This is a genomic window from Pantoea sp. EKM20T, assembly GCF_011800485.1.
In the GTDB taxonomy this organism is placed as follows: domain Bacteria; phylum Pseudomonadota; class Gammaproteobacteria; order Enterobacterales; family Enterobacteriaceae; genus Pantoea; species Pantoea agglomerans.
The window spans coordinates 1-14,127 of the sequence record NZ_JAALFW010000007.1 but is presented as its reverse complement, the minus strand read 5'-3'; the positions used below and the strand labels follow the sequence as shown (position 1 = coordinate 14,127).

Sequence of the window (14,127 nt, the reverse complement as noted above, 5' to 3'; positions counted from 1 at the left end):
TGAGAAAAGGGAAGTAAATTGATCGGGATCAAACTAGATCAAATGACAGGCATCGGCTTCCCAGCGATAGCCCATGCCGTAGACGGCGCGGATAAAAGGTTGCTCGCTGTCGAGAGTCTCCAGCTTGCGCCGCAGGTTCTTTATATGGCTGTCGATGGTGCGGTCCGTGACCACGCGGTAATCATCATAGAGATGGTTAAGCAGCTGTTCGCGTGAAAAGACCTTGCCCGGCTCCAGCGACAGCGTTTTCAGCAGACGGAACTCCGCCGGCGTGAGATCCAGCGGCTTGTCGCGCCAGCTGGCGAAGAAGCGGCTCTCATCGACGCGAAGTAACGAGGCGCTTTGCGGCTCTTCCGCCGACCGTTTTACCCGGCGCAGAATCGTTTTAACTCGCGCCACCACTTCACGCGGGCTGAAGGGTTTACAGATGTAGTCATCCGCGCCCAGCTCCAGCCCCAGCAGCCGATCGATCTCCTCGGTGCGGGCGGTGACCATAATAATCGGCAGTTCGGAATGACGACGGATTTCACGGCACAGCGTTAAACCGTCGGTGCCTGGCAGCATCAAATCCAGCAGCATCAGGTCGGGTGGCGTCTGGCGCACATACTCCAGCACCGCGTTGCCGTCGGCGATGTGATGGGTACGGTAGTTCGAGGCATGCAGATAATCGATCATCAGCTGCGCCAGTTTCGGCTCATCTTCGACCACCAGAATCAGCGGGTCGTGGTTTTCCAGGCTCATAAGCGTCTACACAAGGGGAACATAGCGCAAGTGTAGCGCGATTTTCAGTCCACCTAAATCAGAGTGCGCCGCATGAATATCGCCGCCATGCGCGTCAGCGATATTTTTACAGATGGCCAGGCCCAGGCCCGAGCCACCGCTGGCGCGATTGCGCGAGCCTTCGGTGCGGAAGAAGCGCTCAAAAATCTGGGCCTGATGTTCCCCATCCACGCCCGGTGCGCTGTCATCAAACTCGATGCGCCAGTTGGGTGCCTCATAGTTCAGCGTCACTTCAACCCGGCCCCCGCTGTCGGTGTAGCGCAGGCTGTTCTCCAGCAGATTAGTGAACAACTGCATCAGGCGGTCGGGATCGCCAAAGAAGGGGGCGTTATCGGGCAGATTGAGTTTCAGCGTCAGCCCGTGTGCACGATAGCGTTCGGCAAAGCTGCCTGCCGTCACTTCCAGCAGCTGCACCAGATCGGTTGCCTGTTTGCGGTAGGCAAGGGCGCCCTCATCGGACAGCGACAGCTGATGCAGATCGTCGACCAGCTTGGTCAGCACCACCACTTCGCTCTGTAGCGAGGCGATCGCTTCCGGCGTCAGTTTGCGAACTCCATCCTGCATCGCTTCCAGTTCACCGCGCAGGATCGCCAGTGGTGTGCGTAACTCATGGGAGATATCGGCCATAAAGGCGCGGCGCATGCTCTCATTTTTCTCCAGCGAGCTGGCAAGGAGGTTAAAGTCCCTGGCCAGTTGGCCCAGCTCATCCCGGCTGCTGACCTCAACGCGGGTAGCAAAATTACCGGCCGCCAGATGATGGGTGCCGTCGACCAGTCGTTTGACCGGAGCCAGCAGACCGCGCCCCATCAGCCAGGTCGCCAGCGCCGCCAGCAGCGTAGACAGCCCGACGATAATCCAGCTGGTGCGGCGCTGCTGCTGATCAAAGTTAATGTCGGTGCTGCGCGTCAGCCGCTCCGGCGGCGAGCCGATGACCCAGCCGACCACTTTATTATTGATGGTGGTGATATTGCGTCGCGTGCCTTCGGGCGGCACCGGCGATTTTGGCCCGGCCAGCACTTTATATTGCTGATCGAGGATCCAGAACTGGGTGCGCCAGCCGTGCGGCGGCAGCTGACTGTTACTGTCGGGATTCTGCTCCAGCGAGCGCAGCATGGTGAACACCAGCCGATCGTTGTGGCGCAAAAAATCCCAGTTGCCGTGCTGCTCATACTGATCGGCCAGGGCATCGCTGAGCAGATTTAACCGCTGCTCGTTGCCGCGCTTAATGTAGTCGACAAAGCCATGCTCGAAACTGAGGCGAACCCCCCAGTGCATGGTAATCAGCACCAGCATGCAGGTGGCGAAAATCGCCATAAACAGTTTGGCCCCGATGCCCAGGCGCAGGTTATCTCTCATTTTTTTCTCCGGCGTCGCAAATCAACGTTGGTACTCACCTGTGGCGGCACGCGCCAGAACACCAGCGCGGGCAGGATGATAATCAGCGACATGCAAAGGTAGGTATAAATAAACATCTGATGTTCCGCCGTGCTGTTCGCTGCGCTCTCCTGAGCAAATGCCCCCAGCAGCAGCCCGGCCACGGTAACGCCAATACTCATCGACAGCTGCATAATCATCGACAGCAGGCTGTTGCCGCTGGACGCCAGCTCATCGGGCAGCTCCTTCAGCGTCAGGGTATTCATTGAGGAGAAACGAATGGCGTTGACCATGCCCTGCAGAAACAGCACCAGTGGCAGCAGCCAGACCCAGCCCAGAATTGCCACCAGCGGGAACAGCAGGACCACCAGCGCCAGCGCCACGGTCGACATCACCAGCACGTTGCGGTAGCCATAAAGATTGACGATGCGCACCACAATGCGTTTCATCCCCATATTCCCCAGCACCATCGGAATCATCATCAGACCGGCGTGAAACGGGCTGTAACCCATGCCGAGCTGCAGAAAGATAGGCGTCATAAAGGGCAGCATGCCGCTGCCGATGCGGCCGGTAAAACTGCCGAGCAGGCCGATAGAGTAGATGCGATTATCAAACAGCTTCAGGCTGAACAGCGCATTATCATTGCTGCGCGCATGCATCAGGTAGAACAGCAGAGAGAACATACCAATGAGGATCATGGCACCCAGCAGCAGCGGAGAGCCGCCACTGCTGCGCTGACCATCCAGCGCCAGCGTCAGGGTTGCCATTCCGGCGGCCAGCAGGATAAAACCGCCGAAATCAAAGCGCCGCGTCTGCATGCTGTAGTTGGGCATCAGCATCAGGGTGGCGATAGCGCCTGCAATGCCGACCGGGATATTGATCAGAAAGATCCAGTGCCAGCTGGCGTACTCCACCAGCACACCGCCCAGCGCCGGACCCAGCAGCGGGCCAATCTGGCCGGGCAGAGTGACAAACGTCATGGCGGACATATACTGCTCGCGCGGCACGATTTTCATCACCGTCAGGCGACCCACCGGCACCATCATGGCCCCGCCAATCCCCTGAACCACCCGCGACAACACCAGCTGATCCAGCGTGGCGGAGAGGGCGCACAGCAGTGATCCCAGGCTGAACAGTACAATCGCGCAGAAGAAAATGTTGCGCACGCCAAAACGATCGGCCAGCCAGCCGCTGACCGGCAGCATGACGGCGACCGTCAGCACGTAATAGACGATGACCGAGTGCATGTGCAGCGGGCTGACACCCAGATCGTGCGCCATCGATGGGATCGCGGTATTCACGATGGTGGTATCCAGCGTCTGCATAAAGAAGCCGATGGCAACAATCCACAGTTGCCAGCGGACGTTAGTGCTTTGCGTACTCATCGATCCCCCCCGATAAAGGCGTCACGTCCGATGCCTGCTGCCGCCATACCTGTTACGGCTGCTGCGCGGCGGCCAGCGGGCGTTTTTTACGGCGCAATTTATCCATCATTAAATAGACCACCGGCGTGGTGTAGAGCGTCAGCAACTGGCTCATCACCAGCCCGCCGGCAATGGTAATCCCCAGCGGCTGACGCAGCTCTGCGCCGTCGCCGCTGGTCAGCACCAGCGGCAGCGCGCCAAACAGCGCCGCCAGCGTCGTCATCATAATCGGCCGGAAGCGCAACAGGCACGCCTGGAAAATCGCTTCCCGCGCGCTGAGCTGGCCGTTGCGCTCTGCCTCCAGCGCAAAATCGACCATCATGATGGCGTTCTTTTTCACGATTCCGATCAGCAGCAGAATACCGATCAGCGCAATCAGGCTGAAGGGCGTATCGAACAGCTCTAGCGCCAGCAGCGCACCGACACCCGCCGAGGGTAGGGTAGAGAGGATCGTCAGCGGATGGACATAGCTCTCATAGAGGATCCCCAGCACGATATAGACTGCCGCAATCGCCGCCAGCATCAGCCAGAGCTGATTGCTTTGTGACTGCTGAAACACCTGCGCCGTACCGGCAAAGCTGCCGCGCACGCTGGAGGGCACGCCAATCGCGGTCATGGTGCGTTCAATTGCCTCCGACGCCTGCGACAGCGACACCCCTTCCGGCAGGTTAAATGAGATGGTCGAGGCGGCAGACAGCCCTTCATGATTGACCGAGAGCGGCGCATTCGCGGGCTGCCAGTGGGCGAACCACGACAGCGGAATCGCTTTACCTTCCCTGTTTATCACGAACATCTGCGACAGGGCGCTGATATCCTGGGTGTAGCGCGGATCGACCTCCATCACCACTTTGTACTGGTTAAGCGGCTGATAGATGGTGGAGATCTGACGCTGACCAAAGGCGTTATTCAGCAGGGCATTGGCCTGAGAGACATCGATGCCAAGCCGCGCCATGCTTTCCCGGTCATAGGTCAGCGCCATCTCGCTGCCTTTATCCTGCTGATCGGAGTTCACATCCGCCAGCTGCGGCAGGGCAGAGAACGCCTGACGGATTTTTGGCTCCCACTCACGCAGGGCGTTAAGGTCGTCCGACAGCAGGGAATATTGATAACCGGCATTCGATTCCCGACCGCCGACGCGCAGATCCTGCACCGCATTCAGATAGAGACTCGCCCCGGGTTCTTTCGCCAGCTTATTGCGCAGGCGGGCGATAATCTCCACTGCGCTCTCTTTCCGCTCCGACAGCGGCTTCAGCGAGATAAACATAGAGCCGCTGTTGGTACGCATCCCGCCGGTGAAGCCCACCACGCTCTCTACCGCCGGATCGGCCCCGACAATCTCCATAAAATCCTGCAGCTTACTGCGCATCGCCTGAAACGAAATGCTCTGGTCGGCAGAGATGAAACCGGAAAGTCGTCCGGTATCCTGCTCCGGCATAAAGGTTTTCGGAATATGGACAAACAGCCAGCCGGTCAGGACGATGGTGGCGAAAAACAGCACCATCACCCAGCGCGCATGGTTCAGTACCACGCTAAGCGAGCGGCCATAGCCCTGCTGGATCGCCATCAGTAACCGGCCCGCGCCGCGCTGACGCGGCTGACTGCGCGGCGCGTGCGGCTTCAGCAGATAGGCGCACATCACCGGCGTCAGGGTGACCGAGATAAACAGCGAGATTACGATAGCCACCGACAGCGTAATGGCAAATTCTGAGAAGAAGCGGCCAATCAGTCCGCCGATCATCAGCAGCGGCAGGAACACGGCAATCAGTGACAGGCTCATCGACAACACGGTAAAACCGACTTCCCGCACCCCTTTCAGCGCGGCGGCCAGCGGCTTCATGCCCGCTTCCACGTGTCGGGCAATGTTCTCCAGCACCACAATCGCATCATCCACCACAAAGCCGGTGGCGATGGTCAGCGCCATCAGCGACAGGTTATTCAGGCTGAAGCCGCACAGGTACATCGCGGCAAAGGTGCCGATCAGCGAAACCGGCACCGCAACGGCCGGGATCAGCGTGGCGCGGCCCGATCGCAGGAAAACAAACACCACCAGAATCACCAGCGCCACGGCGATCACCAGCGACTGCTCCACCTCATGCAGCGAGGCGCGAATGGTGGGTGAACGATCCTGAGCGATCTGCAGATCGATGGCGGCCGGGATCACCTCATGCAGCAGCGGCATTTCGGCGCGGATGCGGTCCACCGTATCGATAACGTTGGCTTCAGGCGTTTTGCGGATCAGCAGCAGCACCGCCGGTTTACCGCGCGACATCCCTGCGTTGCGTACGTCCTGCACTGAATCTTCGACTGTCGCCACATCCGACAGCCTGACCGCCGCGCCGTTGTTGTAATGCACTATCAGCGGCTGATACTCACTGGCGGTTTGCAGCGCGTCATTGGTACGCAACTGCCAGCGCTGCTGCGAATCATCCAGTGCGCCCTGCGGCCGTCGCTGATTGGCGTTGGAAATGGCGGTGCGCACCGCATCCAGCGAGACGCCCTGATTAAACAGCGCCTGTGGATTCAGGGCCACGCGGACCGCAGGCAGCGAGCTGCCGCCCACGGTGACGTCGCCCACGCCCTCAATCTGTGACAGTTTCTGCGCCAGCTGGGTCGAGGCGTAATCGTAGAGCTGACCCGGATTATAGGTATCCGAAGTCAGCGTCATGATCATAATCGGCGCATCTGAAGGGTTCACTTTGCGATAGGTCGGGCGCGACGGCATCCCGGTAGGCAGCAGGCTTTGCGCCGCGTTAATCGCGGCCTGGACATCGCGCGCGGCTCCGTTGATGTCGCGATCAAAATCAAATACCAGAATGATGCGGGTGCTGCCCAGCGAACTGGTGGAGGTCATTTCACTCACGCCCGCGATGCGTCCCAGCGAGCGCTCCAGCGGCGTGGCCACCGACGACGCCATGATCTCCGGCGCGGCACCCGGCAGCGAAGCCGAGATAACGATCACCGGAAAATCAACCTGCGGCAGCGGCGCCACCGGCAGCAGCCGGAAACCCAGCATCCCCGCCAGTGCGATGGCCAGCGTCAGCAGCGTGGTGGCGACGGGTCGGTTGATGAACAGGGCAAAGAACTTCACTCTGCGGCCTCCGTGCGGGCAAAGCGGCGGCGGGTGGCGTGCGCCAGTCGATCAAACAGCAGGTAGATCACCGGGGTGGTAAACAGGGTCAGCACCTGGCTCAGAATCAGCCCGCCGACCATGGCAATCCCCAGCGGATGACGCAGTTCGGCACCGACGCCGGTGCTGAGCATCAGCGGCAGCGCGCCGAGCAGGGCGGCCAGCGTGGTCATCAGAATCGGGCGGAAGCGCAGCAGGCAGGCCTGATAAATGGCATCAACAGGCTTCATACCTTGTTCACGTTCGGCCGCCAGCGCAAAGTCGATCATCATGATGGCGTTCTTTTTCACGATGCCGATCAGCAGGATGATGCCGATTATCGCCACGATATCCAGCTCATTGCCGCTGAGCATCAGTGCCAGCAGCGCGCCGACACCCGCCGTGGGCAGCGTTGAGAGAATCGTGATGGGGTGAATAAAGCTCTCATAAAGCACGCCCAGCACGATGTACATCGCCACAATGGCCGCCACAATCAGCCAGACGGTGCTGCTCAGCGCCGCCTCAAACGCCAGCGTGCTGCCCTGGAACTGCGTCATCAGCTCTGCGGGCATGCCAAGCTCGGCTTCAGCCTGCGACACCGCTTTCACCGCATCTTCCAGCGAATAGCCGTCAGCCACGTTGAAGGAGAAGGTCGCCGACGGGAACTGGTCGAGATGATTAATGCTGAGCGGCGTGTTGCGCTGTTCAATGCGGGCAATGGCGCTCAGTGGTACGCTGCCGCCATCGCTGCTGTTAAGGCGAATCGCCTCCAGGCTCTCCATGCCTGGAGTGGCACTATTGTCCTGCTCCAGCACCACCCGATACTGGTTCGCCTGGGTATAAATGGTGGAGATGAGCCGCTGACCGAAGGCGTTGTACAGCGCGTTATCGACATCCGCCATGCTGATGCCGAGGCGGCTGGCGCTGTCGCGGTCCACTTTGACATAGGCTTCCAGTCCCTGATCCTGCCAGTCACTGCTGACATCGCGCAGCTGTGGCAGGGTGCTGAGCCGGGTCAGCAGCGCCGGAACCCAGGTGCTGAGTGAAGACAGTGAACCCGATTGCAGCGTGAACTGATAGGGCGTGCGGCTCGCCTGGGTATCGATGGTGAGATCCTGCACCGCCTGCAGCCACAGCTGCACGCCCGGTACCTCACTGACCTGCTGTTGCAGACGCTGCTGAATAGCAGGAATGCGGTCGTCGCGTTGATCCAGCGGTTTGAGGTTGATCTGCAGACGCGCGCTATTCAGCGAGGCATTGGTGCCATCCACGCCGACAAACGAAGTCATGCTCTCCACCGCCGGATCTTTCATGATGATGGAGGCGACGTCGCGGGTGCGCTGCGCCATGCTGGCATAGGAGACCGACTGCGGTGCCTGCAGCGTGCCCTGAATAATGCTGTTGTCCTGCTGCGGGAAAAAGCCTTTCGGGATGATCATCCACAGCACCAGCGTCAGCACCAGGGTGCCAAGCGCCACCGACAGCGTGAGCCAGGGATGATTAAGTACCCGTTTCAGGCCGCGGCCATAGGCGGCCACGATACGATCAAACATCGCTTCGCTGGCCCGCGAAAAGCGGTTCTGTTTGCGCAGCGACTCCGCGCTCAGCATCCTGGCGCACATCATCGGCGTCAGGGTCAGTGAGACCACCGCTGAAATCAGAATCGCCACCGCCAGCGTCACGGCAAATTCGCGGAACAGACGGCCGATCACGTCGCCCATAAACAGCAGCGGGATCAGGACCGCAATCAGCGAGAAGGTGAGGGAGATGATGGTAAAGCCGATCTCGCCGGCACCTTTCAGCGCGGCGGTCAGCGGCTTTTCCCCTTTCTCGATATAGCGTGAGATGTTCTCAATCACCACGATGGCATCATCGACCACAAAGCCGGTGGCGATGGTCAGCGCCATCAGCGTCAGGTTGTTAATTGAAAAGCCGAGGAAGTACATCGCCGCGAAGGTGCCGATCAGCGACAGAGGCACCGCAACCGCCGGGATCAGCGTGGCGGGCACGTTGCGCAGAAACAGATAGATAATCATCACCACCAGCGCCATCGCCAGCATCAGCTCATACTGCGTGTCGTTGACCGAAGCACGAATATTGGTGGTGCGGTCGGTGAGCAGCTTTACCTCTACCGACTTCGGCAGGGCTGCGGTCAGGGCGGGCAACATGGCACGGATATTATCTGCTGTGGCGATGATATTGGCACCAGGCTGACGCTGAACGTTGAGCACAATCGCCGCATCGCGGTTGGCCCAGGCACCGAGCCAGCTGTTTTCTGCTCCCTGTTCTATGGTCGCCACGTCGCCAAGGCGCACCGGTGCGCCGTTTTTGTAGCTGATAATCAGCTGGCGATAATCCTCCGCTGATTTCATCTGGTCATTGGCTGACAGGGTAACTGAGCGGGTCGGACCATCCAGGCTGCCTTTGGCGGAGTTAACGTTGGCATTGCTGATGGCGGTCCGCACTGTTTCGCTGGTCAGACCCAGCGCAGCCAGCGCCTGCGCATTCATTTTCACCCGCACCGCCGGACGCTGACCGCCCGATAGCGTCACCAGTCCGACGCCGCTGACCTGAGAGATTTTCTGCGCCACCCGCGTTTCCACCATGTCCTGCACCTGCGTCAGCGGCATGCTGCGCGTGGTGACGGCAAGCGTCATGATCGGTGGATCGGCAGGATTCACTTTGCTGTAGACCGGCGGATTAGGCAGGTCGTTGGGCAGCAGGTTAGTGGCGGAGTTAATGGCAGCCTGCACCTCCTGCTCTGCCACATCCAGCGGCAGCGTAAGCTGGAACTGCAGCGTCACCACCGAGGCACCGCCGGAGCTTTGCGACGCCATCTGTTTCAGGCCAGACATCTGACCAAACTGGCGCTCAAGCGGCGCGGTGATGGAGGAGGTGACCACATCCGGGCTGGCACCCGGATAGAGCGTGACGACCTGGATCGTCGGATAGTCGACTTCCGGCAGCGCCGAGACCGGCAGGAAGCGGTAGCCCAGCACCCCGGCCAGCAGGATCGCAATCATCAACAGCGTGGTGGCGACCGGCCGCAGGATAAACTGGCGTGACGGTCCGCCACTATGATCGGGAGGCATGACCTGCATTACTCACGCTCTCCTTTTGACGGCAGGGTGGCGCGGGTAGCGCGCGGTGCGTTGCTCTGCGGCGCGACCACCTCGACTTTTGCGCCTTCCGTGAGGCGATCCAGCCCATCGGTCACGACGCGTTCTCCCGCCTCCAGACCGGCGCTGACCACCACTTTCTCGCTATCCTGCAAGCCGGCAATCACGCTTTTCTTGCTGACCTTGTTGTCACTGTTAACCACCCAGACAAAGTTGCCTTCGTTGCCCATCTGCAGCGCGGCAGGTGGGATAACAATCGCATCCTGCAGGGTGTTGACCTTCAGCCGCACATTCACGAACTGATTGGGGAACAGCGTGTCGTCCTGATTATCAAAACGCGCTTTGATTTTGATGGTGCCGGTGGTGACATCAATCTGGTTATCAAGGCTTAGTAGTTTGCCGCTGGCGATCAGATTCTGATTACTGCGATCCCAGGCCTCCACCAGCAGCGATTCACCGCTTTTCTGCGCCTTGAGAATGGAACTGATGCTGTTCTCAGCCAGGGTAAAAACCACATCAATCGGGTGCGTCTGGGTGATCACCACGATACCGGTGGTGTCGCCGCTGGTGACGTAGTTGCCGACGTCCACCTGTTTCAGCCCGACCCGGCCGGCAATCGGCGCAGTGATCCGGCTGTAGGTAAGATTGAGCTGCGCACTGGCGACGCTTCCTTCATCCGCTTTCAGCGTGCCGAGCGTTTCACTGACCAGTGAGCGCTGGGTATCCAGCTCCTGTTGCGACACCAGCGAGGTTTTTGCCAGCTTCTCGAAGCGCGCCAGGTCACGACGGGCGTTGGCCAGCGTCGCCTGATCTTTTGCCAACTGGCCCTGCGCCTGCGTTAACGCCACCTGATAAGGCCGCGGGTCGACTTCTGCCAGTAGCTCGCCCGCTTTCACCTGCTGCCCTTCGGTGAAGTGGATTGCCAGCAGATCGCCATTGACCCGGCTGCGCACCGTGGCCGTGTTAGCCGCGGTCACCGTACCCAGTCCACTCAGATAGTGCGGCACGCTCTGGCTGGTAGCCGTAGCGGCCTGAACCGGCGCGAGGGGACGACGGGCACCGTCACCGCCGCCTTTGCCGCCACGTGGCGCAGGTGCGTCACTCTGACTGCTGCTCTGCGGCTGGGCATGGCGCTGCCAGGCATAATAGCCGCCAGCGGCCACGGCGATCAGGGCCAGCACGATAAGGGTTTTCTTCATAACAGGATGTCGGGTGCTCATGATTGTTGGTGCTCTCCAGCAGTGACGTAGTCCCAGGCGCAGGCATCAAATGGGTAGCCTGCAAACGACAGAGTGTAGCCGCCTCTGACGGGCAGAAGTTGAAGGAAATAAGGATATCTGTCAGGGCGGGGTAATTATGCCTGTTCTTTCATTAATCGCATCACAATCGTCATAAAGCCGTGAAATCACTTTGCTATGCTGAAAGACAGACGGTTTTTTCAGGCAAATAAGGAGCAGGAAATGAGTCAGAATCAAACCCGGCAGTTGGGTGACAGTGGTATCGCGGTGCCGTTGCTGACGTTTGGCGGCAACGTGTTTGGCTGGACAGTGGATCAAACCACCTCCTTTTCGCTGCTGGATGCGCTGGTGGATCGAGGCCTGTGGTTTATCGATACCGCCGACGTCTATTCCCGCTGGGCACCGGGCAATAAAGGCGGTGAATCGGAAACCATTATGGGTGAATGGCTGAAAAAAAGCGGCAAACGCGACCAGATCGTGCTGGCAACCAAGGTTGGCATGGAATTGTCGCCGGAGAAAACCGGCCTGAAACCGCAATATATCCGTCAGGCAGTTGAAGATTCACTTCGCCGGTTGCAGACCGACTATATCGATCTCTACCAGGCGCACCGCGACGATCAGGATACGCCGCTGGCGGAAACCCTGAGCGCCTTTGACAGCCTCATCAGAGAGGGCAAAGTGCGGGCGATTGGTGCTTCCAATTACAGCGCGGCACGGCTGCAGGAGGCGTTGCAGGTCAGTGAAACGCAGGGGCTGGCGCGCTATGAAACCCTGCAACCTGAATACAACCTTTATGACCGCCAGCCCTATGAATCGGAGCTGGAGCCGGTGGTGATGGCGCAGGGTCTGGGCGTTATTAACTACTATTCACTCGCCAGCGGCTTTCTCAGTGGCAAATACCGCGAGGCGGCGGATGCCGGTAAAAGCGCGCGCGGTCAGGGTGTCGTAGATAAATACCTTAACCCGCGCGGTTTGCGGATCCTTGACACACTGGATGCTATCAGCGAAGCGCATCAGGTGACGCCGACGCAGGTGGCGCTGGCCTGGCTGATCGCCCGTCCCGGTATCACCGCACCGATTGTCAGTGCCACCTCGCTGAAACAGCTCGACGATCTGACTGGCGCGATGCAGCTGACGCTGACCCCGGCGCAGATTGAACAACTGAATCAGGCAAGCCAGTAAACACAAGGGGCGATAGCGCCCCTTTTTACGCTGCACCTGTCAAAAAAGACGCACCCCGCCCAGAGAATAACCAATCAGCGATCCCGATCACAAATGCGTGAATAAACGGATGTTACGGGAAATTATGCGCACGTATTTACAAAAAACAGAGGTTATCCAGCACTATCCTCTGCGCGTCATTTTCCGTAACTTACATAAGAATAAGCAAGATGAAAAACAGAAAAGCAGTGCAGCGTTTCCCGCTGTGCCGTGTGGCAACCGGCACCCTGATCCTGGCCATGTTTTCCGCGCAGGCGTTGGCCGCTGACGCCCTGAGCCCGGACTCCGAATGGATGTTTGGTGACTGGGGCGGTTACCGAACGCAGCTGCAGGACGACGGCATTAAGTTTGACGTTAACTACACCATGGAAAGCGCCGCGAATTTAGGCGGCGGGGCAGATACCAATACCACCATGCGCTACAGCGATCAGTGGTCGTTTGGCACCAATTTCGATCTGCAGAAGTTGCTGGACTGGCAGGATGCCGAGTTCCAGATGACCGTGACCAGTCGTAACGGACAGAATCTTTCTGAACAGGTCGCGGATCAACGCACCGGTATGCTCTCCTCGGTGCAGGAGGTTTACGGTCGCGGCCAGACCTGGCGTCTGACCCAGTTCTGGTTGCGCAAAGGATTGTTTAACGATGTGGTCGATGTGAAAGCCGGGCGGGTGACGGTAGGGGAAGACTTCGATAACTTCGATGGCAATCTGTTCCAGAACCTGGCGCTGGGCAGCGGGCAGGCGGGTAACTGGCGCGGCGATCGCTGGTTTAACTGGCCGGTCTCGCAGTGGGGCGGCCGGGTGAAATTCAATATCACGCCGGACGTTTTCTTCCAGGTCGGTTTCTATAATCAGAACAGCGCTAACTACGATCGCGGTGATGGTTTCCGTCTGGATACCAGCAATTCAGAAGGGAATCTGGTGCCGGTCGAACTGGGCTGGAAACCAACCTTCGGGCCGGAGAAATTACCGGGTAACTACCGCATCGGCTATTACTATTCCTCAGTGGATGGCGATGTTTATGGCAGCTGGCGCAACGGCGGCTATCAGGATCAGGCCCATTCCTATGGCGGCTATCTGCTGTTACAGCAACAGCTGACCGCGCAGGATGGCGATGTGAATCGCGGTCTGGGCGTGCGGGTGCAGGCGGTGATGAACGATCACAAGACCTCAAAGACCGACAACTACCAGTCTATTGCGTTTACCTGGACAGGCCCGTTTGATGCCCGTCCTCAGGATGAGATCGGCGTGGGCGCATCACGTGTTCATGTGAACAGCGACTATACCCGCTCACTGCGTCAGCAGAATCAGGCTAATGGCGAGAGCCGCTTTGACAGCCCGACCTATCTGCCGATTCAGGAAGGTTCAGAGTACAACTATGAGGTTTACTACAACGCCAAAGTAACTAACTGGATGTCACTGCGACCTAACCTGCAGTATGTGGTTGCACCAGGCGCAGTCAGTGAAGTGAAAGATGCGTTTATCGGCGGTATCAGCGCCAATATTGCATTCTGATCCTACGTTAAAAGCGGCACCGGGACGTGCCGTTTGGGACGGAAACAGCGAGCATACGCCTTCCGCAAAACCGCCATCCCTGGCCCGCGATGCTTTGCTCCAGGCCGTATGCTCCCATCGCTTTAAGTTTGTGAGCCGTCTGTACGGCGCATGTTAGTGCGCTAACATTGCAGACACTGAGCCTGCTCTCTGTTATCCGCAAAAAAAACGGCACTCACCAGTGTAATGCCAGTCAGTTAAGCGACGGGTGATAACGCAGTCTGGTGCCGCTCATGGGCTGGCGGTCCTCGCGCCGCTGCGCGGTTCCTTCACTTCATTCGCCTGCCTGACGGACCGCCGGGGATGGCACAT

General features: G+C 59.1%; 8 protein-coding genes. 2 read left to right on the top strand and 6 right to left on the bottom strand.

What is annotated here, in order from left to right; all coding sequences use genetic code 11:
• Nucleotides 1-33: 33 nt before the first annotated feature.
• Genes baeR through HFD94_RS13550 form a run of 6 tightly spaced genes read right to left on the bottom strand, consistent with a single transcriptional unit; the run spans nt 34 to nt 11,023 of the window.
• Complete coding sequence (gene baeR, locus HFD94_RS13575; RefSeq protein WP_010248188.1) at nt 34-741, bottom strand: two-component system response regulator BaeR; 708 nt, start codon at nt 739-741, stop codon at nt 34-36.
• A 6-nt stretch (nt 742-747) separates the two neighbouring features.
• A complete protein-coding gene (gene baeS, locus HFD94_RS13570; RefSeq protein WP_167433207.1) occupies nt 748-2,136 on the bottom strand; it encodes a two-component system sensor histidine kinase BaeS in 1,389 nt (462 codons plus the stop codon).
• Nucleotides 2,133-3,539 (bottom strand): MFS transporter, encoded by a 1,407-nt coding sequence (locus tag HFD94_RS13565; protein ID WP_167433206.1) that lies wholly within the window; start codon nt 3,537-3,539, stop codon nt 2,133-2,135. Before HFD94_RS13565 ends, baeS begins: the two co-directional genes overlap by 4 nt.
• A gap of 52 nt (nt 3,540-3,591) precedes the next feature.
• A complete protein-coding gene (gene mdtC / locus HFD94_RS13560; RefSeq protein ID WP_167433205.1) occupies nt 3,592-6,666 on the bottom strand; it encodes a multidrug efflux RND transporter permease subunit MdtC in 3,075 nt (1,024 codons plus the stop codon).
• Entirely contained in the window at nt 6,663-9,785 is a 3,123-nt protein-coding gene (locus HFD94_RS13555) for an MdtB/MuxB family multidrug efflux RND transporter permease subunit (protein ID WP_010248179.1), read from the bottom strand. The genes mdtC and HFD94_RS13555 overlap by 4 nt, the downstream gene beginning before the upstream one ends.
• Nucleotides 9,785-11,023, bottom strand: a complete 1,239-nt coding sequence (locus HFD94_RS13550; RefSeq protein WP_033772217.1) for an MdtA/MuxA family multidrug efflux RND transporter periplasmic adaptor subunit — start codon at nt 11,021-11,023, stop codon at nt 9,785-9,787. The genes HFD94_RS13555 and HFD94_RS13550 overlap by 1 nt, the downstream gene beginning before the upstream one ends.
• Before the next feature lie 240 nt (nt 11,024-11,263).
• Here HFD94_RS13550 and HFD94_RS13545 point away from each other — a divergent pair, with 240 nt between their 5' ends.
• Both HFD94_RS13545 and HFD94_RS13540 read left to right on the top strand, forming a co-directional pair.
• Nucleotides 11,264-12,223: an aldo/keto reductase gene (locus HFD94_RS13545; RefSeq protein ID WP_122890127.1), complete on the top strand. Its 960-nt coding sequence runs from the start codon at nt 11,264-11,266 to the stop codon at nt 12,221-12,223.
• Nucleotides 12,224-12,432: 209 nt separating this feature from the next.
• Nucleotides 12,433-13,776 carry a carbohydrate porin gene (locus HFD94_RS13540; protein WP_167433204.1) on the top strand — a complete coding sequence of 448 codons (1,344 nt, stop codon included), beginning with the start codon at nt 12,433-12,435 and terminating at the stop codon, nt 13,774-13,776.
• Nucleotides 13,777-14,127 lie beyond the last annotated feature (351 nt).